We start from the raw sequence: 22,852 nt of genomic DNA on the forward strand, positions 1-22,852 counted from the left end.
GCCTGTGCGGGACCGTCGGCGGCATGGATGCCGCCGAGGAGCCTACAGGGACGTATTCACGGCGTGTCCCGCACAGGCCGGGCCGCCGGCTTCCCCCGCGGAGGTTTCCGCGCAGGAAGGACGTATTCACGACGATATGCCGCAAGGCCAGGGCCACCGGCTTCCCGCAGAGGTTCCCGTGTATGGGAGATCGGGTCCAAGAAGGGTTGTCTCGGGTGCAGGCCGCCCCCACACCGGCTTAACGGCTGCGGTGCTGGGGTAGGGGGCAACAGGTGCAGCGTTCCATGAACGAAACGCTCGGAACTCTCCAGCGCGTTAGCAGTCATACATGGCCACTGCTAAACTGGCCCCCATGAGCGAGACCCCCATGTCCCAAGCCCTCGTCGCCCACAACCTGCCGATCCCCAGCGCGCTGGGTTCGCTGGACGCTTACATCGGCGCCGTGCACCAGATCCCGGTGCTATCGGTGGAGGAGGAGCAGGCGCTGGCGCGGCGTTTCCGCGAGCAGGACGACCTCGGCGCCGCGCGCGAATTGGTGCTGTCGCACCTGCGTTTCGTGGTCCATGTCGCGCGCGGCTACAACGGCTACGGCCTGCCGCTGGGCGACCTGATCCAGGAAGGCAACATCGGCCTGATGAAGGCGGTCAAGCGCTTCGACCCGGACGTCGGCGTGCGCCTGGTCAGTTTCGCGGTGCACTGGATCCGTGCCGAGATGCACGAGTTCATCCTGCGCAACTGGCGCATCGTCAAGGTCGCCACCACCAAGGCGCAGCGCAAGCTGTTCTTCAACCTGCGCAAGTCCAAGACCCGCCTGGGCTGGCTCAACGCCGAGGAAGTGCGCGCGGTCGCCGCCGACCTCAACGTCTCCGAGCGCGAGGTGCTGGAAATGGAGTCGCGCCTGTCCGGCCGCGACATCGGCTTCGACCTGTCCGCCGACGAGGACGACGACCACGCCCCGCCGGCACCGGCGCAGTATCTCGTGGCGCAGGAGGAGGATCCGTCGGAGGCCTACGAGCGCGCCGACAGCGAGGCCGACCAGCTGGAGCTGCTGCGCGAGGGTCTGCAGTCCCTGGATGCGCGCTCGCGCGACATCATCCGCCGCCGCTGGCTGGACGCCGACACCAAGGTCACGCTGCAGGAGCTGGCCGACGAGTACGGCGTCTCCGCCGAGCGCATCCGCCAGGTCGAGGCCAACGCGCTGAAGAAGATGAAGGCGCTGTTCGCGGCCTGAGGTCGCCTGCGCCCGCCCGGCGCTGCTGCGACCGACTTCCAGGAAATGGCGCAACGGCCCGGGAAACCGGGCCGTTCGCGTTCGGGGCCGATCGCATTCGCGTCCGGCCGCGACTCGCCGCGCTGCGCACGTTGCGCAAGGATCGGATAGCGCCGGCGTCGGCCGCGGCGCAGGCTGTGCGCCCCCGATCCCCGGAGCATCCATGCATTACCTGATCAGTGGTCTGCCGCTGCCGCCATTCCAGCCGTTGTTCGGCCTCGATGCCGCGGCCCTGCGCCCGCACGGCGCCGTGCGCACGGTCGCCGACGGTCCGGGCTATCCCTGCCGCATCACCCTCGAGGACGCGACACCCGGCGAAACCCTGCTGCTTCTGCCCTGGCAACACCTCGACGCGGATACGCCGTATCGCGCCGGCGGCCCGATCTTCGTGCGCGAATCGGCAACCGCGCAGGCGGTGTTCCGCGATCAGGTCCCGGAGCAGCAGCGCAGCCGCCTGCTGTCGGTGCGCGCCTACGACGCGGCAGGCTGGATGCTCGATGCCGAAGTCGACGAAGGCGTGCGGCTGGAGGCGTTGATCGATCGCTTCTTCGCCGACCGGCGCGTGTCGTTCCTGCAGGTGCACAACGCGCGCCGCGGCTGTTATGCCTGCCGCGTCGACCGCGGTTGATCCGCAGCGGCATCGCCGAGGATGATGCGCGCGGCCCGCTGGTAGCTCCAGTAGGCCCAGGTCCAGCTGAGCATGACCGAGAGCCGGTTGCGGAAGCCGATCAGGAAGTAGATGTGCGCGGTGAGCCAGAACCACCACGCCAGCGCCCCGGTCAGCCGCAACCGGCCCAGGTGCACCACCGCGGCCATGCGGCCGATGGTGGCGAGATTGCCGAAGTCGCGGTAGCGGAACCGCGGCGCCGGCTTGCCGGCCAGGCGTGCGCGGATCGCAGCGGCGACCTGCCGGCCCATCTGCTTGGCCGCCGGCGCCACCCCCGGTACCGGCCGGCCGTCGGGACGCTGCACGCTGGCCAGATCGCCGGCGACGAATATCTCCGGCGCCCCGGCAACGCTCAGGTCCGGCTGCACCGGCACGCGCCCGGCACGGTCCAGCGGCACGCCGAGCGTGCGCGCCAGCGGCGAGGCCGCCACCCCGGCCGCCCACAGCACCGTGCGTGCGGGGATGCGGTCCGCGCCCACGCACACGCCGTCGGCGTCGATCGCCTGCACCGGCTGCCCGGTGCGGACCTCGACCCCGAGCCGTTGCAGCTGCGCGCGGGCGTGCGCTGACAAGGCTTCGGGAAAGCTCGCCAGCACCCGCGGCCCGGCTTCCAGCAGCAGCACGCGCGCCGCGCCCGGATCGATGCGCCGGAACTCGCGCGCCAGCGTGTGCCGCGCGATCTCCACCAAAGTGCCGGCCAGTTCCACCCCGGTGGGCCCGCCGCCGACGATGGCGAAGGTGAGCCAGGCGCGGCGCGCCGCCGGATCGTGTTCCGCTTCCGCGCGCTCGAACGCCGAGAGGATGCGGCGCCGGATGTGCAGCGCATCGTCCAGCGTCTTCAGTCCGGGCGCATGGTCGGCCCAGTCGTCGTGGCCGAAATAGGCGTGGGTGGCGCCGCTGGCCAGCACCAGGAAGTCGTAGTCGACGCCGCGGCCGTTGGTGCAGAGCACGCGCCGCGCGCGGGTGTCGATGGCTGCGACCGTCTCCATCAACACCGTGGCGTTGCGTTGCCGGCGCAGGATGTGGCGCAGGGGCGCGGCGATGTCGGGCGCGGACAGGCCGGCGGTGGCGACCTGGTACAGCAGCGGCTGGAACAGGTGGTGGTTGCCGCGGTCGAGCAGGGTGACGCGGACCGGTGCCGCGGCCAGCGCGCGCGTGGCCCAGAGCCCGGCGAATCCCCCGCCGACGATCACCACGTGGCACGGTGTGGCAGGCATGCGGCGCGCATTGTCGCATCCGCGCCGACCGCGTGTCCGGCGCGGGGTCCGGCCGCGCCGGAAGCGGATCCTGATTGCCGCCATCATTCCCGCGGCAGCGGAGGCCGGAGTCCTCGGGTCGTCACGATCGAAGATCCCGCATGGGCGACCTACGTGGGCCTACCGGCGTCTGCCGCGAATCTGTGGTTGCGGACCTGACGCGCAGGCGTCGACGGGTTCGGCCGCCCTTGTCTAGTAGAGGTCCACCGGATCCACGTCCAGCGACCAGCGCAGCCGGCGTCCCTCCGGCAACGCGCGCAGCGCGGGCAACGCGGCGTCGAGCGCGGCGTGCAGCGCGCCGCGCTGCGGCGAGGACAGCAGCAACTGCGCGCGCTGGTAGCCGGCGCGGCGCGGCATCGGCGCTGGCAGCGGTCCGTGCAGCTCGATGCCGGTATCGGCGCCGGCGCTGCGCAGCAGATCCTTCGCCGCCTGCAGGAACTGCAGCGGCGGGTCGGCGTGCCTGGCCTCCGCACGCAGCAGCGCCAGATGCGCGAACGGCGGAAAGCCGGCGGCTGCGCGCTGCGCGAGCTCGCTGTCGGCGAAGGCGTGGTAGCCGCCGTGGACCAGCAGTTGCAGCAACGGATGCTCCGGATGGTGGGTCTGCAGCACCACCGTGCCGCGGCGCTCGGCGCGGCCGGCGCGGCCGGCGACCTGGATCAGCAGCTGCGCCAGCTTCTCGTGGGCGCGGAAGTCGGCGCTGAACAGGCCCTCGTCCACGCCCACCACCGCCACCAGGGTCAGCTGCGGCAGGTCGTGGCCCTTGGCCAGCATCTGCGTGCCGACCAGGATGCCGGGGCGCGCGCCGAGTCCGGCCAGCAACGCCGCCAGCGCGTCGCGGCGACGGGTGCTGCCGCGGTCCACGCGCAGCACCGGCACGTCGGCGAATTGCTGCGTCAGCCATTCCTCCAGGCGCTCGGTGCCCACGCCCTGCGGCTGCAGCGCCAGCCCGCCGCAGTCGGGGCAGGCCGGCGGGACCGGCCGCCGCGCGCCGCAGTGATGGCATTGCAGCCGGCGGCCGCCGCCGTGCACGGTCATCGGGGTACCGCTGGCCGGCGTGCTGCAGCGCGGACACTGCGCGCTCCAGCCGCAGTCGTGGCACAGCAGCACCGGCGCGTAGCCGCGGCGGTTCTTGAACACCAGCACCTGGCCGCCGGCGTCGAGCGCGCCGTGGATCGCCGCCAGCAGCTCCGGCGACAAGCCGGCCTGCAGCGGTCGCTTGCGCACGTCGAGCACGCGTACCGTGGGCGGCTGCGCGGCACCGGCGCGCTGCGACAGGCGCAGGTGCGCGTAGCGGCCGCCGCGCGCATTGGCCAGCGACTCCAGCGACGGCGTGGCGCTGCCCAGCAGCACCGGCACCGCCAGCGCCTTGCCGCGCACCAGGGCGAAATCGCGCGCGTGGTAGCGGATGCCGTCGAGCTGCTTGTAGCTGCCGTCGTGCTCCTCGTCGACCACGATCAGCCCGGCGTCGGGCAGCGGCGTGAACACCGCCGAGCGGGTGCCGACCACCACTCGCGCCTCGCCGCGCCAGGCCGCGGTCCAGACCCGGGCGCGCTCGTTGTCGTTGAGGCCCGAATGCAGCGCGTGCACCGGCACCCCGAGGCGCGCGCGGAAGCGCGCCAGCATCTGCGGCGTCAGCCCGATTTCCGGCACCAGCACCAGCGCCTGGCGACCGCGCGCCAGGCACTCGGCGATCGCCTGCAGGTAGACCTCGGTCTTGCCGCTGCCGGTGACGCCATCCAGCAGCAGCGGTGCGAAGCCGGCCTGCGCCGCGTCGCGCACGGCCGCGATCGCGGCCTGCTGCTCGGCGTTGGCCACGGGCGCGATCGCGCTGGGCGCCGGTGCCAGCGTGTGGGCGGGGATCGCGCTGCGGACGGCCAGGCCGCGGCGCTCGAGCGCACGCGCGGCGCTGCGCCAGCCGCGCCCGGCTGCGGTATCGAGCGCGTCCTCGTCGCGTGGCCCCGCCTGCAGCAGGGTCGCCAGCCGCTGCGGCTGGCCGACGCGCAGGCGCGGCAGCGCGGTGTGTCCGGCCTCGGTCAGCTGCCAGGCCCAGGCGTGGGTGTCGGGCAACGGTTCGCCGCGGCGCAGCGCCGCCGGCAGTGCGGTTGCCAGCACTTCGCCCGGCGGCGCATGGGTGTAGCGCGCCAGCCAGCGCAACGACTGCAGCAGCTCGCCGTGGAACAGGGGCTCGGGGTCCAGTTGCGCCAGCAGCGGGCGCAGCTCCGCGCGCGCCTCCGCCGGCGCGATACCGGCCACGATCCCGACCAGTTCGCGGCTGCCGAACGGCACCCGGACTCGGCACCCGATGCGCTCGGCCTGCACCGGCCTGCCGTCGGCAGGCAGGTAATCGAAGGCCTGCGGCAGCGGTAGCGGCAGCAGGACCTGGTAGGCGGACATGGGCATGGCGGCAGTCTAGCGAGGCGGCCGGCGACGGCGCGCGCGGCCGAGTACCAGTTGCGGCAACTAGTTGTGACCCGGACCAGAAAAAAGGTGCAAGCGTCTGACGGAACAGGGTTTTTGTCTTTATCCACACGAATTGTGGATAACCCTGTGCATGCCGCTTGGGGATGACCGCGCAATGAAGCCTGTTCAAGCATTGCGCGGTGCATGGCGAAAAAAGTACCAAACCAACTTAATTATGGAAAATCAATGTGTTATGCGTGAAACATCGCCATGACGCAGCGTGGCGCCGGCGTGAATCAGTCGTTCAGGGCTGTCGGATTACTGCTGTGCACAACCGTTTGCACTGAAATCCTTGGCCCTGCCTTGCGGAGCGTGCGTTTGTCGCTTGTCAAGCCGGTTTTCGCCGCCGCGCCGATGGCTATGATGCCGGCGATGAAGCCGAGCCGATGACTGCCCGCCCGCCTGCTCCCGCCGCCACCACGACGGCCCTGGCCGCGTTCCTGCGTGGCGTCGAGCGCCGCGCGGCGCTGTTCGCGCAACTGCAATGCGGCGACGCCGGCAGCGGCGACGCCGCCCTGGCGCAGGTCTTGCCTGCATTCGCCGCCGAGGCCCGGCAGTGGCCGCTGGCGGACTGGGATCGGCGCTTCTGGAGCGGCCTGCTGGCCACGCCGATGCTGCGCGCGGTGCCCCGGCACGCGCATTGGCCGGCGCCGTTCGCGGCCCTGGCGCGGCTGGGCGGCGGCCCGCGCGCGGCCCTGCTGCTGCGCCTGGTCGCCGGGCTGGAGGAAGCGGAAGCGGCGGCGGTGCTGGGCATCGCCGCACCGACCTACCGCCTGGCGCTGCAGCGTGCCGTGCCGCGGCGCACCGATGGCCGCGCCGACATGCAGGCCTGGCACGCACTCGAAGCCGCCGTCGCCACCGCGCTGCGGCAGCTGCCCGCGCAACGCCTGGCCGCGCTCGCGCGATTGCGCGAAGCCGCGCTCGCCGGCGCCGGGGCCGACGTCGCACCCGCGTCGCGCGCCCGGCCGCGACCCTCGTCCCGGCGGGGCACGGCCGCCGCGCCGCCGCGCTGGCTGCTGCCGCTGCTGTGGAGCGCACTGGCGGCGTGCGCACTGGCCTTCGCCGCGACCTTCCTGCCGGCACTGCACGCGCCGCCGGCCGCCGACGGCAGCCAGCGTATCCAGCGGGCGCCGCTGCCCGCCGCGGCGCCGATGGCGACTTTCGATCCGCACACCGCGCTGCTCAGCCACCCCGATTTCGACTGGCTGCTGGCCGCTCCCGATCCGGCGCTGCTGCGCGACCTGGATTTCTACGCCTGGTATGCCGCCGAGCTGGCCGCGCAGCCGGCGGCCGCGCTGCCGCTGGCGGATGCGGCGCAACCGCTGCCCGCCGTCGCCGGAGAGAACGCCGATGCCACGCCCTGAGCGGTGGCTCGCCGGCGGCGCGTTGCTGTGGCTGGCTACCGCGGCGCTGGCCCTCGGTGCGCAGGACCTATCGCTGCCGCTGTCGGTGCCGCCGCCGCTGCAGCAGCAGCTGCGCGAGCGCCAGGCCCGATGGCAGGCGTTGGCCCCGGCGCAACAGCAGGCGCTGCAACAGCGCCGCCGCGCCTGGGACGCGCTGCCGCTGGCCGAGCGCCGCGAACGCCGCGAGCGCTGGCAGGCCTGGCAAGCGTTGCCGCCGCGCGAGCAATGGCAGGTGCGCACTGCCGCGGACGCTTTCGCCGCGCTGCCGCCGGCGCAGCAGCAGGCGTTGCGCGCGCATTACGCGCTGCTCGATGCCGGCACCCGCCACGGCTGGCTGCTGGGCCCCACGCTGGGCGCGGCGTACCCGCGGCTGCAGCCGTTGCTGCTGCAGGTGCCGGCGGCGCAGCGTGCGCCGCTGCTGGCGGTGTTGCGGACGCTGACGCCGGCCGAGCTGGACGCTCTCGCCATCCTCGCGCAGCGCATCGCACCGCCGCAGCGCGATGCCCTGCGGCGCGAGCTGATCTCGACCTCCGCCGCCAACCGCGCGGCGTGGTTGCGGGCCCGGCTGGAGCGTTAGGGCGGCGTCCCGGGGCTGCCGCTGCCGGCCTCGGCGTCGGACCGGCGCGGGCGTGCCCACGGGCAGCCCGACACGGCGCCGCTAGCAGGCGTGGCTTGCGACAGGCGCCAGTACCCGCCGGCTGGCGCGGAAGCGGTCGCCGAAACGGGCGATGCCGTCGGCGCGCATCCGCGCTGCGTGGTCGCGCAGGTAGGCGTCGAAGGCGGCGCGGTCGCGCAGCGCGTACTGCACGCACAGCGCGGCTGTCCCGGCAGGCGGCGCGGGTTCCAGCACCTCGAAGATGCGCGCGCCGGTGAAGCCGGGCAGGGCGAGGATGTCGGCGACGTGCGCGTCGAGCCAGGCGCGGTAATCGGCGGCGATCGCGGCGTCGATCTCCAGCGTCACCTCGTAGACGACGCTCATGCCCACACCAGGCTGGCGAGCACGGTGAAGGCCACGCCCAGCGACAGCAGCACCAGGTAGCACACGCCGAGCACGGCGTACTTCAGCAGGGTCATCGTCCAGCCCTGGCCGTACACGCGCTTTTGCGTCAGCAGCAGCGACAGCGGCATCCACGCGAACAGCAGGCCCTCGGCGGTGGCGGCGAACGCGCCCAGCCGCGGCAGCGCCGTGCCGAGCGCGGAGAACGCGAACACCAGCAGCAACGCCAGGCACAGGAAGGCATGGCTGTGCAGCGCCACGATCAGGTGCTCCATGTACAGCCGGCGCTTGAACAGGTAGGCCAGCTTGAGCATCAGCGCAAAGATCGGCAGCAGCACGAACAAGGTGGAAGGCAACGCGCCGAGCACCGCGTTCTTGAGCCGGTCCGGATCCTTCTTCAGTTCGGCGATGTTGTCGCGCCCTTTCTCGACCTGCTGGTTGATCCAGCGGTTGGCGAAGCCCGGCAGCCAGCGGACGTGGACCGGATTGGCGACCGGATCCCAGGGCCGGCCGTTGAAGATCAGTTCGGGCTTGGTGGCGTCCCCGACCGTTGCCGGTGGCTCGCCGCGCGCGGCCGCGGCCCGCAGTTCGGCGATGCGCTTGTCGGCGTTGGCGCGCACCGCGGCCGCGCCGGCATCCACGCCGGCGCGGGCGCCGGGCACGTTGCCCGGAATCTGCGCGCGCGCCCGCGCCAGCTCCTGCAGGGTCTGGTTGCGCAACTGCTCGACCGCGGCGATCGTGGTCGCTTGCGCGAAGCGCTCCTGGCTCTCCAGCCGCAGCGTCTCGTCGCCGAAGCTGATCGTCAGCTGCGCGACGAAGAAGGTGACGATGCTCAGGAACACGAACAGCCGCACCGGACTGACGTAGCGCACGCGGCGGCCGGCGAAATATTCGCGGCTGAGATAGCCGGGCCGGGCCAGCAGCGGCCACAGGGTGCGGAAAATGCGCGTGTCCAGGTTGAGCACGCTGTCGAGGAAGTCGCCGACGATGCTGCTGAAATGGCGCACCAGACCGGTGACCGGCTGCCCGCAGCGGTAGCAGTGCGGCCCCAGCAGCGGCGTGCCGCAGTTCTGGCACAGCGGCGCGGCGCGGTCGGCGGGTACGGCGACGGCAGGCTCGGGCATGGCGGTGTCTCCGCGCGCCGGGTGCGCGCATCGTGATCGGTGCCGCCCCGGTAAGATAGCCACTCGCCGCGACCCGGCGCCAGCGCCGCGGCCGTTGCGTGCGCGGCCGCAGTCGCCGGCGCGCCGCTCCCATGACGCCTTCCGCCCCCGATGCGCCTTTCGCCCGCGAAGTGCGCGCGACCGCGCTCCTGGCCGCGCCGCTGGTGGCCGGGCACCTGTCGACCGGGCTGATCGGCTTCGTCGACAGCGTCATCGCCGGCCACCACGGCACCGCCACGCTGGCGTCGGTCGCGGTCGGCACCGCGCTGTTCTGGCTGCCGATGCTGGTACCGATGGGCACGCTGATGTCGCTGCCGCCGGCGGTGTCGCAGCTCGACGGTGGCGGCCGCCGCGACGAGATCGGGCCGCTGTTCCGGCAGGCGCTGTGGCTGGCGGCGGGGCTGGGGGTGCTGCTGTTCGCCTTCCTCAGCGTGGTCGGGGTCGTGCTGGCGCCGATGGGGATCGCGCCGGAGGTGCGGCCGGGGACGCTGGCGTTCCTGCACGGCATCCGCTGGGGGGTGCCGGCACTGACGCTGTACCTGGCGATGCGCTACCTCAGCGACGGCCTGCACTGGACGCTGCCGACGATGCTGCTCGGCTTCGGCGGGCTGCTGGTGCTGCTGCCGCTGGGTTACGTGCTGACCTTCGGGCGCTACGGATTCCCGGAGCTGGGCGCCGGCGGCCTCGGCATCGCCTCGGCGGCGATGATGTGGGCGCAGGCGCTGGCGTTCGCGGGGTATCTGCTGCGCGCGCGGCGGTTCGCGGCGCTGCGGTTGTTCGCGCGCTTCGAGCCGCCGCGCGCGGCGCCGCTCCGCAGCCTGCTCGCCACCGGCCTGCCGATCGGCGTCACCGTGGCGATGGAAGGCGGGCTGTTCATCGTCACCGCGCTGCTGATCGGGCGTCTGGGCGCGCTGCCGGTGGCCGCGCACCAGATCGCGATCAACGTCGCCAGCCTGTGCTTCATGGTGCCGATGGGCCTGGCCGAGGCGACCACGGTGCGGGTGGGCCATGCGCGCGGCCGCGGCAGCGCGACCGGGATCCGCCGCGCCGCCTTCGCCGGCTATGCGCTGGCGCTGGGGACGCAGTCGCTGTCGGCGTTGCTGCTGCTGTCCGGCCACGACGCGCTGGTGGCGCTGTACACGCGCGACGCCGCGGTCGCGGCGCTGGCGGCGTCGCTGCTGCTGTACGCGGCGGCGTTCCAGTTCCCCGACGGGATCCAGGTGCTGTCCGCCGGCGCGCTGCGCGGGCTCGGCGATACCCGGGTGCCGATGCTGCTGGCGGCGCTGGCGTACTGGGGCATCGGCATGCCGCTGGGGGCCGGGCTCGGCCTGGGGCTGGGCGGCGTGATGCCGGCATTGGGGCCGCGCGGGATGTGGATCGGGCTGATCGCCGGGCTCAGCGTGGCCGCCTGGCTGCTGTCGCGGCGCTTCCTGCGCAGCAGCGCCGTGCCGGGGCCGCACCCGTCCGCGGCTGCCGCGCCTCCCCGCCAGCGCGAGTGACGTCCGGGGCATGCGCCTGCGGCGCCGCCCCGTTACGCTGTCGGCCTGTTGCCCGGAGTCTTCGCATGAACGCCCCCCGCCGCCGCGGCCCCATCGCCCGTTTCTTCCAGGGGCTGTGGGACGCGATGAACTTCACCCGCCGGCTGGTCTTCAACCTGGTGTTCTTCGGGTTGCTGCTGGTGTTCCTGGGGGTGCTGGCGGCCGGCGACAGCGCGCGCCCGCTGCTGGCGCGCACCACCCTGGTGATCGCCCCGGAAGGCCGGCTGGTGGAGCAGTACAGCACCGACCCGGTCAGCCGCGCGCTGGAGCGCGCGCTCGGCGACGACGGCACCCGCGAAGTGCAGCTGCGCGACCTGCTGCGTGCGCTCGACGCCGCCCGCGGCGACAAGCGCATCGAGCGCGTGCTGCTGCGCAGCGACAAGATGAGTTTTTCCGGCTACGCCACGATCCGCGAAGTCGCCGCGGCGCTGGCGCAGCTGCGCGCCGCCGGCAAGCAGGTCGTGGCCTTCGGCGAGAACTTCGACCAGAACCAGTACCTGCTCGCCGCGCAGGCCGACGAGGTCTACCTCGACCCGATGGGCGGCCTGCTGCTCGAAGGCCTGGGCCGCTACCGCCAGTACTACCGCCAGGGCCTGCAGGACAAGCTCGGCGTGGACGTGCACCTGTTCCGGGTCGGCGAGTACAAGTCCGCGGCCGAGCCGTTCGTCCTCGACGCCGCCTCGCCGGCGGCCAAGGAGGCCGACCTGTACTGGATGAACGACATCTGGCAGCGCTACCTGGGCGACATCGCCCGCGTGCGCAAGCTGAATCCGCAGCAGCTGGCGGCAGGCATCGACGCGCTGCCGCAAGGCATCGCGGCCGCCGGCGGCGACCTGGCGCAGTACGCGTTGCGGCAGAGACTGGTCGATGGCCTGAAGACGCAGGAGCAGGTCGACACGCTGCTGGCCGAGCGCGGCGTCGCCGATGCCGACGCCGAGCACGGCTTCCGCGAAGTGTCGCTCGAGGGCTACCTGAAGCACATCGACCGCGGCCTGGCGGCGGTGGACGAGCGCCCGCAGGTGGCGGTGGTGGTGGCCGAGGGCGAGATCAGCGGCGGCGAGCAGCCGCCCGGGACCATCGGCGGCGAGTCGACCGCGCAGCTGCTGCGCAGCGCGCGCGACGACGACCAGGTCAAGGCGGTGGTGCTGCGGGTCAATTCGCCCGGCGGCGAGGTCTACGCCTCCGAACAGATCCGGCGCGAAGTCGCCGCGCTCAAGGACGCCGGCAAGCCGGTGGTGGTGTCGATGGGCGACCTGGCCGCCTCCGGCGGCTACTGGATCGCGATGGATGCCGACCGCATTTACGCCGACCCGTCGACCATCACCGGCTCGATCGGCATCTTCGGCCTGCTGCCGACGATCCCGCGCACGCTCGACAAGCTCGGCGTGCATACCGACGGCGTCGGCACCACCCGCTTCGCCGGCGCCTTCGACATCACCCGGCCGCTGGATCCGCAGGTCGGGCAGGTGATCCAGGCGGTGATCGACAAGGGCTACCGCGACTTCACCACGCGCGTGGCCAAGGCGCGCGGGCGCAGCGTGAGCGCGATCGACGCGGTCGGCCGCGGCCGCGTGTGGACCGGCGCGCAGGCGCGCGAACGCGGGCTGGTGGATGCGTTCGGCGGCGTCCGCGCCGCGGTCGCCGATGCCGCCACCCGCGCCAGGCTCGGCAAGCCCGGCGCCTACCGGGTGCAGTACCTGGAAAAGGCGGCGACGCCCTTCGAGCGCTTCTTCGCGAAGTTCGCCGAAAGCGGCGCCGCCCGCGGGCTGCTGCGCGATTCCGGCCTGGCGCAGGCGTGGCTGGCGCGGACGCTGCCGCAGACCGCGCACGACCTGCGCTTCCTCGAGCGCGCGCTGCAGCCGCGGCCGGGGACGCCGGTCCAGGCGCTGGCGTACTGCTTCTGCGGCTTCTGACGCGGCGCGGCCGCGAGCGCGCCGCGCGGCCCGCGGCGACCGGCCTCAGCCGCCGGGCAGGGCCGCCGGCGTCGGCGTGGCGGCCGGCGCGACGCCTTCGGGGTGCTTCAACGTGCGGTAGCGGGTGATGGCGTCGGCGAGCTCGCCGTCGAGGCTGGCGCGGTCGGCGCGCTGCTGGGCGAGGATGCGCTGCTGCTTCAGCAGCTCGGCGTGCTGGTTGCGCAGGTTGGCGACGGTGGCGGCCGGCACCGGCTTGCCGGACAGCTCCAGGCCGCTGGCCTGGTCGAGCAGGCTGACGAGGCTGCGGCGCAGGTTGGCCTCGCCCAGCAGCGAGGCCTTGAGCGCGTCGTCGAGCAGGCTGATGCGCTCGCCGTAGGCGCGGCGCAGATCGTCCTCGGTGGCGTAGGAGCCGACCATCGCCAGGTCGCGGCGCCGGCGTGCGGCTTCGGCCGCGGCTTCGGCTTCGGCCTGCTGCGCGGCGGCGGCCGCGGCCGCGCGCTCTTCCGCGGTCAGCGCGCGGCCGATCTCGCCGGTGTGCAGGCCGCTGCTGGCGCTGATCTCGGTGCGGGCCAGGTCGGTGGCGCCGGGCGGCAGGGTGTCGCCGCAGGTACGGTGGCCATCCTGGTTCCAGCAATACAGTTTCTTGGCCGCCGGCGCGGCGCCGCGGCGCTGCGCCAGCGCGCCGGTGCAAAACAGCAGCAGCACGGCGATGGCGATGAGACGGATCGTGGTCATGGTTGCAGCCCCTGTTCTGCAAGTGATCACAGTGTCGACGGATTGGCGGCGCGCCGCGACCCGCTCAGGCCGCCGCGCAGCCGTAGCGCGCGCGATAGGCGAGCAGGCGCTCGCGCTGCGCGACAAGTTCCGCGCTTTCGCCGGCAAACGCAAGCAGGTCGTCCAGCGTTGCCACCGCGATCACGGCGATCCCGGTGTCGGCCGTCAGCGCCTGCGCGGCCGAGCGCGGCTGGCCGGCGGCGACCGCCTCCTGGCGGTCGAGCGCGATCGCGATCGCGGCGGGGCTGCCGCCGGCGGCGGCGATCGTCGCCAGCGCCTCGCGCACCGCGGTGCCGGCGGTGATCACGTCGTCCACCACCAGCACCCGGCGCCCGGCCAGCGGCGCGCCGATCAGGCGGCCGCCCTCGCCGTGGTCCTTGGCCTCCTTGCGGTTGAAGGCCAGCGGCAGGTCGCGGCCGCGGCGCGCGTATTCACAGGCCAGCGCGGTCGCCAGCGGGATGCCCTTGTAGGCCGGGCCGAACAGCAGGTCGAAGTCCACGCCGGCGGCATCGATGGCGTCGGCGTAGCAGCCGGCCAGGCTCGCCAGCGCGGCGCCGGAATCGAAGCGCCCGGCATTGAAGAAATACGGGCTGCTGCGGCCGGACTTGAGCGTGAACTCGCCAAAGCGCAGGGCCTGCGCCTGCAGCGCGAGGGCGAGGAAGCGGCGGCGATACGGTTGCATGGCGCCATTGTCCCACGCCGCCGGCGCCGGCCGCAGCACCGCGCCCGCGCCGACCGCGCCCTGGTTCCGCTGCGCGACCGCGGGGCCGCGGCGCGCGGCTCGTTGCGCGCTGGGTGCGCCGACGGCCCGCATGCCCGTGGCCGTGCGTGGGCCGGCGCGGCGCCGGCGCGGCGCCGGCGCGCGAGGTTGTTATGATCGCGGCAACCCGTCTCCAGGCCGCGCATGCGCATCATCAGCTTCAACGCCAACGGCTTGCGCTCGGCCGCCGGCAAGGGCTTCTTCGACTGGTTCGGCGCGCAGGACGCCGACATCCTCTGCGTGCAGGAGACCAAGGCGCAGGAACACCAGCTCGCCGGACCGGCATTCCTGCCGGCCGGCTACCAGGCCTGGTTCCGCGACGCGACCACGAAGAAGGGCTACAGCGGCGTAGCGATCTACACCCGGCGCGAGCCCGATGAGATCCGCACCGCGCTGGGCTGGGAGGCCTTCGACGAAGAAGGCCGCTACCTGGAAGCGCGCTTCGGCAACCTCAGCGTGGTCTCGTTCTATATCCCCTCCGGCTCCTCGGGCGAGCTGCGCCAGGGCTTCAAGTTCCAGGTGATGGACTGGCTCAAGCCGATCCTCGACGGCTGGCTGGCCAGCGGCCGCGACTACGTGCTGTGCGGCGACTGGAACATCGTCCGCAGCGAGCGCGACATCCGCAACTGGAAATCCAACCAGAAAAACTCCGGCTGCCTGCCGGCCGAGCGCGACTGGCTCAACGGCCTGTGCGGCGAGGGCGGCGACGCGGCGCCGGGCGGCTGGGTCGATGCCTACCGCGCGCTGCACGCCGACGGCCAGGACTACACCTGGTGGAGCAACCGCGGCGCCGCGCGCGCCAACAACGTCGGTTGGCGGATCGACTACCAGTTCGTGACCCCGTCGCTACGCGACAAGCTGCGCGCGTGCGCGATCTTCCCGACGCCGCGCTTCTCCGACCACGCCCCGTTCCTGGTCGATTACGCCCTCGCGGGCGCCGCGCCGTGAGCGTCGCCGCGGCCGCGCCGGCCGATGCCGCTGCGCCGCCCTCGTACAAGGGCTGGGCGGGGATCAAGCGCGCGTTCGCGACCCCGTCGGCGCTGACCCTGCTGCTGCTGGGCTTCGGCAGCGGCCTGCCGTTCCTGCTGATCGCCTCGATGACGCTGTCCACGCGCCTGCGCGACGTCGGCCTGGACCTGGGCAGCATCGGCCTGATCAGCCTGGCCAGCTTCTTCTACCTGCTCAAGTTCCTGTGGGCGCCGCTGATCGACCGTTTCCCCTTCCCGCTGACCGCGTTCCTCGGCCGCCGGCGCTCGTGGCTGCTGGCCGCGCAGCTGCTGGTCGGGATCAGCCTCGCCGCGCTGGCGTGGATGCGCCCGGAACTCGGCGTCGCCGGGCTGGTGACCTGGGTGCTGGTGGGCTCCTTCGCCGGCGCCACCCAGGATTCGGTGGTCGATGCCTACCGCATCGAGATCGCGCCGGCGGCGGCGCAGGCGGCGCTGGCGGCGACCTACACCCTGGGCTACCGCTTCGGCCTGATCGTCGGCGGCGCCGGCGCGCTGTACATCGCCGACTTCCAGGGCTGGACGCCGGCGTACCTGTGGATGGCGGCGCTGATGCTGATCCCGGTGGCGACCACGCTGCTGTGCCGCGAGCCGGTGGCGCCCGAGGCCACGGTGGTGCGCCGGATCGATGTTCTCGGTGCGTTCTGGCAGCCGTTTTCCAGCTACTTCCGCAACAACGGCGTGCTGCTCGGGCTGGTGCTGCTGCTGTTCGTGGGCCTGTTCAAGTTCCCCGACCAGGTGATCGGGGTGATGGCCGGGCCGTTCTATCTCGACTCGGGCTTCAGCAAGTCCGACATCGCCACCGTGTCCAAGCTGTTCGGCATCTGGATGGGCATCGCCGGCGCCTTCGCCGGCGGCGTGGCGGTGGCCGCGTTCGGCTTCCGCCGCATGCTGCTGGTGGCGACGCTCGGGGTGGCGCTGTCCAACCTCGCATTCCTGCTGATGGCGCAGCATCCCTCGGAGCTGTGGGCGTTCTACGCCGCGATCGCCGCCGACAATTTGTTCCAGGGCTTCGCCGGGGTGGTCCTGATCGCGTTCATGTCGGCGCTCACCGACCGCAACTTCACCGCGACCCAGTTCGCGCTGCTGGTGTCGCTGGCCAACCTGCCGGGCAAGTTCGCCGGCGGCGTGTCCGGCTACCTGGTCGAGGCCACGTCCTACGCCACCTTCTTCACCCTGAGCGCGTTGACGGTGGTGCCCACGTTGCTGCTGCTGGCCTGGCTGTGGCGGCGGATCCAGGACTGCGCCGCGCCCGAACCGGCTGCCCCCGGGAGCGGCTGACGGTTGCGGTCGGCGCCGGGCTTGCGCAGGATGCGCGCTGACGCCGGCCCCGGCGGGGCGTGGTCAGGAGGAGCCTCATGACCGACATCGTGCTGCGCGACATCGATCCGCTGCTGGCCGAGCGCATCAAGCGGCTCGGCGATGCCCGCGGCTGGTCCGTCCACGACACCCTGCTGCAGGTGCTGGAGCAGGGACTGCATGCCTGCGAGGCCCCCGGCCCGGTGCGTTTCGAGGCCGACGAGGCGGGCGCGCTGGAGGCTGCGATCGCGGCGATGGAAGCGGTGCCCAGCGATCCCGGCTTCGCCCTGATCGGCCGTGCCGCGACGTCGCCGCCGGCGCCGGTGGCCGAACCCGACCAGAGCATCAGCGGGCGCTTCGCGCTGGAGTGAGCGACGGCCGGCGCGGGCCGGTCAGGCGTGATGGATCGCGCCGAGCACGCGCGGGCCGCGCGCTCCGGTCACTGCCGGCAGGTTGCCCGGGCGCCCGGCCAGGGTTTCGCGCGCCAGCCAGGCGAAGCCCATCGCCTCGACCAGGTCCGGGTCCACGCCGTGCGCCGCGGTCGATTCCACGACGACGTCCGGCAGCCGCGCGGCGAGGCGGCGCAGCAGCACCGGGTTGTGCACGCCGCCGCCGCAGACCAGCAGCCGCCGGGTGTCGGGCTGGGTGGCGTGCAGCGCCTCGGCGACGCTGGCGGCGGTGAGCTCCAGCAGCGTCGCCTGCACGTCGGCTGGCGCCTCGTCGCCGCGCAGCCGCGCCGCGACCCAGTCCAGGTGGAACTGCTCGCGACCGCTGCTCTTGGGCGGCGGCTGCGCGAACCAGGGCTCGTCCAGCAGCCGCTGCAGCAATGCCGCATCGACCGCGCCGGCGGCGGCGAAGGCGCCGCCGGCATCGTAGGCGGCGCCGGTGTGGCGCGCGCACCAGGCATCGAGCAACGCGTTTGCCGGGCCGCTGTCGAAGCCGCGCACCGTGCCCGCGCGCGGCAGCAGGGTCAGGTTGGCGATGCCGCCGAGGTTGAGCACCGCACGCGATTCGGCCGGCGAATGCAGCAGCGCCGCGTGCAGCGCCGGCAGCAGCGGCGCACCGTGGCCGCCGGCGGCGACATCGCGGCGGCGGAAGTCGGACACGGTGGTAATGCCGGTGCGCTCGGCGATGAGGTGGCCGTCGCCCAGTTGCAGCGTGAACGGATGCGGGCCGCCCGGCCGGTGGCGCACGGTCTGCCCGTGCGAGCCGAGCGCGCGCACCTGCGCGGCGGCGACGCCGGCCTCGGCGAGCAGCGCCAGCGCGGCCTCGGCGAAGGCCGTCGCCACCTGCACGTCGAGCGCGCCGAACTCGTCCAGCGAAGCGCAGTCGCCGCCCTGGCCGAGCGCCAGCAGGCGCGCGCGCAAGGCCGGCTGCCAGCGACAGGTGCGGCCGTGCACGAGCGTGCAGGGAGCGTGCGGGGCGTCGCCGTCGAAACGCACCAGCGCGGCGTCGATGCCGTCGGCGCTGGTGCCGGAGATCAGGCCGAGATAAAGGGATGCCATCGGCAGAGTGTAGGGCCGCGCTGCGCGCGGCTGGGGGATTGCGGCGCCCGCCGCAATTGCCGGGCGGCCGGATCGCGGCCGACGCCGCTGCTGCGGGCCGCGGATCAGCCCCGACGCACGGGCCGCGGATGGCCCGGGCGCAGTTTGCGGATCAGCCGCGGCGCGCGGCCTTGGCCTTCGGCGCCTCGGTGCCGGCGTCGGCGTAGATCACGTCCTCGACCTTGCGGATCTGCGCCAGCGCCTGGCCGGTCTGGGCGCGGAACTGCGCCAGCGCCGCGCCGCGCAGCGGCTCCGGCGGCGGCATCGTCACCGCCAGCGGGTTGCGGTGCGCGCCGTTGATGCGGAATTCGTAGTGCAGGTGCGGGCCGGTCGCCAGCCCGGTCATGCCGACGTAGCCGATCACCGTGCCCTGCGCGATGCGCTGGCCGACGCGCTCCTTGCCGAAGCGCGACATGTGTCCGTACAGGGTGGTGTAGCCGCGGCCGTGGTCGAGGATCACGGTGCGGCCGTAGCCGCCCTTCCAGCCGACGAAGGCCACGCGCGCGTCGCCGGCGGCCATGATCGGGGTGCCGCTGCGGGCCGCGTAGTCCACGCCCTGGTGCGCGCGCACCCGGCCCAGGATCGGATGCTTGCGTGCGCGGCTGAAGCCCGAGCTGATCCGCGCGTAGGGGATCGGCATGCGGATGAAGGCTTTCTTCAGCGGGGTGCCGTCGGCGGTGAAGTACTCGGCCTTGCCGTCGTGCTCGAAGCGGAAGCCCGAGTGCAGCTTGCCGCGTACGGTGAAGGTCGCCGCCTGGATGTCGCCGGTGCGGATCAGCTCGCCCTCGCGCCAGACCTGGTCGACGACCACGCTGAAGCGGTCGCTGGCGGCGACGTCCTCGTTGAAGTCGATGTCGTACTTGAAGATCTCGTCGGTGAGCTGGTTGATCGCCTTGCCCGAGAGCCCGAGCTTGCGCGCCGACCAGAACAGCGAGCGGCCGACCTCGCCGCTGATGACCACGGTGCGGGTGGTGGTCGGGCGCTCGATCACGCGCTCGCGCACCTGCTCGCCGACCAGCGACAGCTCGACCCGGTGGGTCTCGTCGCGGTCGTAGCGCAGCGCGCGCAGCTGGCCGTCGCGCGGGATGTCGAAGGCGAGCTCGGCGCCGGGCCGGAGCCGGGTCAGCGCCCGGCGCGCATCCGGTTGCTGCAGCAGCCGGTGCATGGTGGCGCTGGGCAGGCCGAGCTGCTGGAACAGGGCGCCCAGCGTCTGCCCAGGCTGGACCGTCAGCAGCTGCCAGTGGTCGGTGGCCGGCGCCCGCCGGGATTGCGGCAGTGCCGGCAGGGTCAGCGCCAGGGTGGTGCGCGGCGCCGACAGCGCCGCCTGCGCGACATCGCTCGTCGGGCCGGAAAAGCCGGGGACGATCGCGGCCAGCAGCGCGCCGAGGGTGGCGAACAGGCTGGCATGCGCCCAGTGGCGACGGGTCCAGCGGCCGTTGAACGCCGCCGGCAGATGGCGCGAGAGCACCTTCCGGTGCAGGGCGGCTTCGCGTAACTTGTCCAGGCGCGCACGGCGGCCGCTGCGGCTCTCCGGCGCGCTCATGCGGGCAGGCACGTAAGGTTCGGGCGCATCGGTCACTCCCCCGTCCGATGTGACGGACACATCAAGCCGGTAACATAGTCGCGGGAAAAGTACGCGTCAAACCCTTGAATGCGATGACTTTTCCGCGATTCCCCCATTTAACCGGCCGTTAACGCCGTTTTCCAACACGCGTCACGCTTCCGCGTGCCGCCGCAGCGAGAGTGCCGTGAGCCTGTCCGCCGACCTGTCCTCCCAACTGGCGCTGATCGCCCGTGGCGCCGACGAGATCCTCAAGCACGAGGAGCTGCAGGCGCGGCTGACCGCGTCCCTGCAGGCCGGCGGCCGCCCGCTGCGGGTCAAGGCCGGGTTCGACCCGACCGCGCCGGACCTGCATCTGGGGCACACGGTGCTGCTCAACAAGCTGCGCCAGTTCCAGGACCTGGGCCACCAGGTGATCTTCCTGATCGGCGACTTCACCGGGATGATCGGCGATCCGACCGGCAAGAACGTCACCCGCAAGCCGCTGACCCGCGAGGACGTGCTGGCCAACGCCCGCACCTACGAGGCGCAGGTGTTCAAGGTGCTCGACCGCGAGCGCACGCAGGTGCGCTTCAACAGCGAGTGGTTCGGGCAGATGGGGGCGGCCGACATGATCAAGCTCGCCGCGCAGCACACCGTGGCGCGGATGCTCGAGCGCGACGACTTCGCCAAGCGCTACGCGGCGCAGCAGCCGATCGCGATCCACGAGTTCCTGTATCCGCTGGTGCAGGGCTACGACTCGGTGGCGCTCGAGGCCGACGTCGAGCTCGGCGGCACCGACCAGAAGTTCAACCTGCTGATGGGCCGCGGCCTGCAGGAACATTTCGGCCAGCCGCCGCAGATCGTGCTGACCATGCCGCTGCTGGAAGGCCTGGACGGCGTGCAGAAGATGTCCAAGTCGCTGGGCAACTACATCGGCATCGACGAGCCGGCGATCGACATCGTCACCAAGGCGATGAAGATCGGCGACGAGCTGATGTGGCGCTGGATCGAGCTGCTGAGTTTCGAGATCTCGATCGCCGAGGCGGCGACGCTGAAGACGGAGATCGCGGCCGGCCAGCTCAACCCGCGCGACGTCAAGCTGCGGCTGGCGCGCGAGCTGGCCGCGCGCTTCCACGGCGCAGCCGCCGCCGAGCAGGCGGTCGCCGGCTGGAACGCCGCGGTCCGCGGCGAGGGTGACACCGCGCAATTGCCGTTGCAGGACATCGCGGTCCCGGCCGCGGGCCTGCGCATCGCCGCGCTGCTGACCGCCGCCGGCCTGACCCCGAGCAATTCGGAAGCCAACCGCAAGCTCAGGGAGCGCGCGGTGAAGGTCGATGGCGAGGTCGTCGAGGATCCGCAGCGGCTGTTCGCACCCGGCTTCGAGGGTCTGCTCGCGGTCGGCAAGCGCACCTTCGCGCGGGTGCGGCTGGTCGCCAGCTGAGTCCCGGCCCGCGGGCAGGGGCCCGGAGATGCGGACGGCGCCATCGCGGCGCCGTCCGTGGAGATGCGGGACGGGGCCGGGCTACTTCGCCGCGGGCGCCGTCGTCGCGCCGGCCCGCGCCTGGTCGCGCGCGGCCTTGAAGGGATTGCCGGCGTACCAGTTCGGCCACTGCTGCGACGCGGCCAGGTCGCGGCCGACGGCGTACACGGTTTCCAGGTCCTGGATCGCGCCGTCGAGCTTCCAGGTGGCTGCGTCGTATTCGTCGCCGGGCTTGTGGTAGCGGTGCTCGTTGTAGTCCTTGGCCGCGGCCGCACCCGCCGCGGTGCCACCGTCGACCAGGTCCTCGCCGCCGTCGATGTACAGCGCCGGCACCCCGGCCTTGGCGAAGTTGAAGTGGTCGGAACGGAAATAGCCGCCGGCCTCCGGATGCGCTTCCGCGTGCAGGCTGCGGCCCTGCTGTTCGGCGACCGGCTTGAGCAGGTCCTCCAGCTGCGAGCTGCCCAGGCCGACCACGGTGATGTCGCGGCTGCGGCCGGACACGCTCATCGCGTCGAGGTTGAACGCCGCCACCGTCTGCGCCAGCGGGAGGGCCGGGTGGGCGACGTAGTACTGCGAGCCGAGCAGGCCCGATTCCTCCAGCGTCACCGCCAGGAACAGCAGCGAGCGCTCGGGTGCGGGTTGCTGGTGGGCGAACGCCTCGGCCAGCTCGAGGATCCCGGCCACGCCGGTGGCGTTGTCGACCGCGCCGTTGTAGATGGTGTCGGCGCTGCCGTCGGGCCCGGCTTCGTCGTCGTGCTTGCCCAGGTGGTCCCAGTGCGCCATGTACAGCACCGCTTCGTCCGGATGCGCGCGGCCCGGCAGCAGGCCGACGACGTTGCGCGAGGATTTCTGCGCGATCGTGCTCTTGAGGTCCAGCGACAGCGTCGCGTCCATCGGCACCGCCTTGAAGCCGCGCTTGTTGGCGGCGGCGCGCAGTTGTGCCAGGTCCAGGCCGGCGCCGGCGAACAGCGCGTTGGCGGCCTCGCCGCTGAGCCAGCCTTGCGCCGGCAGCCGCGGCGCGGGGTCGCCGGCGGCGGGCAGGTCGTGCTGCGCGCCCGACCAGGAGCTTTTCACCACGTCCCAACCGTAGGACGCGCCGGCGTCGTCGTGGACAATCAGCGCGGCGGCGGCGCCCTTGCGCGCGGCCTCCTCGAACTTGTAGGTCCAGCGGCCGTAGTAGGTCATGCGCTTGCCTTCGAACAGGCTGTCGTCGCCGGCGTGGAAGCCCGGATCGTTGACCAGCATCACCACGGTCTTGCCGCGGACGTCGATGCCGGCGTAGTCGTTCCACTGCTGCTCGGGCGCATCCACGCCGTAGCCGACGAACACCAGCGGGCTGGCCTCGAGCTTCACTTCCGCTTGCCCGCTGCGGGTGCCGATCACCATGTCGTCGCCGAACCGCAACACCCGCGGCTTGCCGGCGACCTCCAGCGCGAGCGTGGTGGCCGGATCGGTGGTGGTCTCCACCATCGGCACGGTCTGGAACCACTGCCCGCGGTAGCCCGGCTGCAGGCCGATGCGCTGCATCTGCGCCTGGATGTACTCGACCGTCCTGTCCTCGCCGGCGGTGCCGGGACCGCGGCCCTCGAACCCGTCGGAAGCGAGCGCCTGCACGTGCGCGGCGAAGTCGCCGGCGTCGATGCCGGGCCGGAAGGCGTGCGTGGCCGCGGTCGCGGCGGGCGCCGGCGCGGCCGCGGCCTGCGGGCGGTCGCAGGCGGCCAGGGCGAGGGCGCCGAGCAGGGCGCAGGACAGGCAGGACAGGAACGGGCGCGACATCGCGG

Annotated in this window: 19 protein-coding genes; 10 read left to right on the forward strand and 9 right to left on the reverse strand. The window is 72.9% G+C overall.

Annotation, left to right across the window (positions count from 1 at the left end):
• The first annotated feature begins 367 nt into the window (after positions 1-367).
• Together rpoH and D0Y53_RS11605 are read left to right on the forward strand one after the other, a co-directional pair.
• Positions 368-1,231: an RNA polymerase sigma factor RpoH gene (gene rpoH / locus D0Y53_RS11600; RefSeq protein WP_386724740.1), complete on the forward strand. Its 864-nt coding sequence runs from the start codon at positions 368-370 to the stop codon at positions 1,229-1,231.
• A gap of 202 nt (positions 1,232-1,433) precedes the next feature.
• Positions 1,434-1,898: a DUF1203 domain-containing protein gene (locus D0Y53_RS11605; protein ID WP_117203488.1), complete on the forward strand. Its 465-nt coding sequence runs from the start codon at positions 1,434-1,436 to the stop codon at positions 1,896-1,898.
• Here D0Y53_RS11605 and D0Y53_RS11610 read toward each other — a convergent pair.
• On the reverse strand, positions 1,871-3,154 hold the full coding sequence (locus D0Y53_RS11610; protein ID WP_117203489.1) for an NAD(P)/FAD-dependent oxidoreductase: 1,284 nt from the start codon (positions 3,152-3,154) through the stop codon (positions 1,871-1,873). The genes D0Y53_RS11605 and D0Y53_RS11610 overlap by 28 nt on opposite strands.
• Positions 3,155-3,385: 231 nt before the next feature.
• Positions 3,386-5,593 (reverse strand): primosomal protein N', encoded by a 2,208-nt coding sequence (locus tag D0Y53_RS11615; protein ID WP_117203490.1) that lies wholly within the window; start codon positions 5,591-5,593, stop codon positions 3,386-3,388.
• 446 nt (positions 5,594-6,039) lie between these two features.
• On the opposite strand from D0Y53_RS11615, the gene D0Y53_RS11620 reads away from it, so the two are divergent.
• Positions 6,040-7,017 (forward strand): hypothetical protein, encoded by a 978-nt coding sequence (locus tag D0Y53_RS11620; protein ID WP_117203491.1) that lies wholly within the window; start codon positions 6,040-6,042, stop codon positions 7,015-7,017.
• The gene (locus D0Y53_RS11625) at positions 7,004-7,633 is read left to right on the forward strand and encodes a DUF3106 domain-containing protein (RefSeq protein WP_117203492.1); all 630 of its coding nucleotides are present in this window, start codon (positions 7,004-7,006) and stop codon (positions 7,631-7,633) included. The genes D0Y53_RS11620 and D0Y53_RS11625 overlap by 14 nt, the downstream gene beginning before the upstream one ends.
• Positions 7,634-7,714: 81 nt before the next feature.
• Here the strand turns inward: D0Y53_RS11625 and D0Y53_RS11630 are convergent, their stop codons facing one another.
• Positions 7,715-8,035, reverse strand: a complete 321-nt coding sequence (locus D0Y53_RS11630) for a DUF4286 family protein (RefSeq protein ID WP_117203493.1) — start codon at positions 8,033-8,035, stop codon at positions 7,715-7,717.
• Complete coding sequence (locus tag D0Y53_RS11635) at positions 8,032-9,177, reverse strand: DUF3667 domain-containing protein (protein WP_117203494.1); 1,146 nt, start codon at positions 9,175-9,177, stop codon at positions 8,032-8,034. The genes D0Y53_RS11630 and D0Y53_RS11635 overlap by 4 nt, the downstream gene beginning before the upstream one ends.
• A gap of 131 nt (positions 9,178-9,308) precedes the next feature.
• Between D0Y53_RS11635 and D0Y53_RS11640 the strand changes: the two genes are divergently transcribed.
• Together D0Y53_RS11640 and sppA are read left to right on the forward strand one after the other, a co-directional pair.
• Positions 9,309-10,715 carry an MATE family efflux transporter gene (locus D0Y53_RS11640; protein ID WP_117203495.1) on the forward strand — a complete coding sequence of 469 codons (1,407 nt, stop codon included), beginning with the start codon at positions 9,309-9,311 and terminating at the stop codon, positions 10,713-10,715.
• A gap of 65 nt (positions 10,716-10,780) precedes the next feature.
• Positions 10,781-12,667, forward strand: a complete 1,887-nt coding sequence (sppA, locus tag D0Y53_RS11645) for a signal peptide peptidase SppA (protein WP_117203496.1) — start codon at positions 10,781-10,783, stop codon at positions 12,665-12,667.
• Between the two features lie 45 nt (positions 12,668-12,712).
• On the opposite strand, the gene D0Y53_RS11650 is transcribed toward sppA, so the two are convergent.
• Both D0Y53_RS11650 and pyrE read right to left on the reverse strand, forming a co-directional pair.
• Positions 12,713-13,402 (reverse strand): hypothetical protein, encoded by a 690-nt coding sequence (locus D0Y53_RS11650; protein ID WP_117203497.1) that lies wholly within the window; start codon positions 13,400-13,402, stop codon positions 12,713-12,715.
• A 64-nt stretch (positions 13,403-13,466) separates the two neighbouring features.
• Complete coding sequence (pyrE, locus tag D0Y53_RS11655) at positions 13,467-14,123, reverse strand: orotate phosphoribosyltransferase (RefSeq protein WP_117203526.1); 657 nt, start codon at positions 14,121-14,123, stop codon at positions 13,467-13,469.
• A 222-nt stretch (positions 14,124-14,345) separates the two neighbouring features.
• On the opposite strand from pyrE, the gene D0Y53_RS11660 reads away from it, so the two are divergent.
• From D0Y53_RS11660 to D0Y53_RS11670, 3 genes are all read left to right on the forward strand, one after another.
• Positions 14,346-15,149 carry an exodeoxyribonuclease III gene (locus tag D0Y53_RS11660; protein ID WP_117203498.1) on the forward strand — a complete coding sequence of 268 codons (804 nt, stop codon included), beginning with the start codon at positions 14,346-14,348 and terminating at the stop codon, positions 15,147-15,149.
• The gene (locus D0Y53_RS11665) at positions 15,146-16,486 is read left to right on the forward strand and encodes an AmpG family muropeptide MFS transporter (protein ID WP_117203499.1); all 1,341 of its coding nucleotides are present in this window, start codon (positions 15,146-15,148) and stop codon (positions 16,484-16,486) included. The genes D0Y53_RS11660 and D0Y53_RS11665 overlap by 4 nt, the downstream gene beginning before the upstream one ends.
• A 77-nt stretch (positions 16,487-16,563) precedes the next feature.
• Entirely contained in the window at positions 16,564-16,875 is a 312-nt protein-coding gene (locus D0Y53_RS11670; RefSeq protein WP_386724733.1) for a hypothetical protein, read from the forward strand.
• Positions 16,876-16,896: 21 nt separating this feature from the next.
• On the opposite strand, the gene D0Y53_RS11675 is transcribed toward D0Y53_RS11670, so the two are convergent.
• Both D0Y53_RS11675 and D0Y53_RS11680 read right to left on the reverse strand, forming a co-directional pair.
• Positions 16,897-18,009, reverse strand: coding sequence for an anhydro-N-acetylmuramic acid kinase (locus tag D0Y53_RS11675; RefSeq protein ID WP_117203500.1), 1,113 nt, complete (start codon positions 18,007-18,009; stop codon positions 16,897-16,899).
• Between the two features lie 151 nt (positions 18,010-18,160).
• Complete coding sequence (locus tag D0Y53_RS11680) at positions 18,161-19,591, reverse strand: peptidoglycan DD-metalloendopeptidase family protein (RefSeq protein WP_117203501.1); 1,431 nt, start codon at positions 19,589-19,591, stop codon at positions 18,161-18,163.
• A gap of 211 nt (positions 19,592-19,802) precedes the next feature.
• On the opposite strand from D0Y53_RS11680, the gene tyrS reads away from it, so the two are divergent.
• Positions 19,803-21,032, forward strand: coding sequence for a tyrosine--tRNA ligase (tyrS, locus tag D0Y53_RS11685; RefSeq protein ID WP_233511769.1), 1,230 nt, complete (start codon positions 19,803-19,805; stop codon positions 21,030-21,032).
• Positions 21,033-21,113: 81 nt separating this feature from the next.
• On the opposite strand, the gene D0Y53_RS11690 is transcribed toward tyrS, so the two are convergent.
• Positions 21,114-22,847, reverse strand: a complete 1,734-nt coding sequence (locus tag D0Y53_RS11690; RefSeq protein WP_117203502.1) for a M28 family metallopeptidase — start codon at positions 22,845-22,847, stop codon at positions 21,114-21,116.
• Positions 22,848-22,852 lie beyond the last annotated feature (5 nt).

This window comes from Cognatiluteimonas weifangensis, assembly GCF_003416885.1.
In the GTDB taxonomy this organism is placed as follows: domain Bacteria; phylum Pseudomonadota; class Gammaproteobacteria; order Xanthomonadales; family Xanthomonadaceae; genus Cognatiluteimonas; species Cognatiluteimonas weifangensis.

Bases quoted from the DNA above. Each gene is read 5' to 3' on its own strand.
- rpoH (WP_386724740.1), top strand. From the start codon at position 368: ATGTCCCAAGCCCTCGTCGCCCACAACCTGCCGATCCCCAGCGCGCTG.
- D0Y53_RS11605 (WP_117203488.1), top strand. From the start codon at position 1,434: ATGCATTACCTGATCAGTGGTCTGCCGCTGCCGCCATTCCAGCCGTTG.
- D0Y53_RS11610 (WP_117203489.1), bottom strand. From the start codon at position 3,154: ATGCCTGCCACACCGTGCCACGTGGTGATCGTCGGCGGGGGATTCGCC.
- D0Y53_RS11615 (WP_117203490.1), bottom strand. From the start codon at position 5,593: ATGCCCATGTCCGCCTACCAGGTCCTGCTGCCGCTACCGCTGCCGCAG.
- D0Y53_RS11620 (WP_117203491.1), top strand. From the start codon at position 6,040: ATGACTGCCCGCCCGCCTGCTCCCGCCGCCACCACGACGGCCCTGGCC.
- D0Y53_RS11625 (WP_117203492.1), top strand. From the start codon at position 7,004: ATGCCACGCCCTGAGCGGTGGCTCGCCGGCGGCGCGTTGCTGTGGCTG.
- D0Y53_RS11630 (WP_117203493.1), bottom strand. From the start codon at position 8,035: ATGAGCGTCGTCTACGAGGTGACGCTGGAGATCGACGCCGCGATCGCC.
- D0Y53_RS11635 (WP_117203494.1), bottom strand. From the start codon at position 9,177: ATGCCCGAGCCTGCCGTCGCCGTACCCGCCGACCGCGCCGCGCCGCTG.
- D0Y53_RS11640 (WP_117203495.1), top strand. From the start codon at position 9,309: ATGACGCCTTCCGCCCCCGATGCGCCTTTCGCCCGCGAAGTGCGCGCG.
- sppA (WP_117203496.1), top strand. From the start codon at position 10,781: ATGAACGCCCCCCGCCGCCGCGGCCCCATCGCCCGTTTCTTCCAGGGG.
- D0Y53_RS11650 (WP_117203497.1), bottom strand. From the start codon at position 13,402: ATGACCACGATCCGTCTCATCGCCATCGCCGTGCTGCTGCTGTTTTGC.
- pyrE (WP_117203526.1), bottom strand. From the start codon at position 14,123: ATGCAACCGTATCGCCGCCGCTTCCTCGCCCTCGCGCTGCAGGCGCAG.
- D0Y53_RS11660 (WP_117203498.1), top strand. From the start codon at position 14,346: ATGCGCATCATCAGCTTCAACGCCAACGGCTTGCGCTCGGCCGCCGGC.
- D0Y53_RS11670 (WP_386724733.1), top strand. From the start codon at position 16,564: ATGACCGACATCGTGCTGCGCGACATCGATCCGCTGCTGGCCGAGCGC.
- D0Y53_RS11675 (WP_117203500.1), bottom strand. From the start codon at position 18,009: ATGGCATCCCTTTATCTCGGCCTGATCTCCGGCACCAGCGCCGACGGC.
- D0Y53_RS11680 (WP_117203501.1), bottom strand. From the start codon at position 19,591: ATGAGCGCGCCGGAGAGCCGCAGCGGCCGCCGTGCGCGCCTGGACAAG.
- D0Y53_RS11690 (WP_117203502.1), bottom strand. From the start codon at position 22,847: ATGTCGCGCCCGTTCCTGTCCTGCCTGTCCTGCGCCCTGCTCGGCGCC.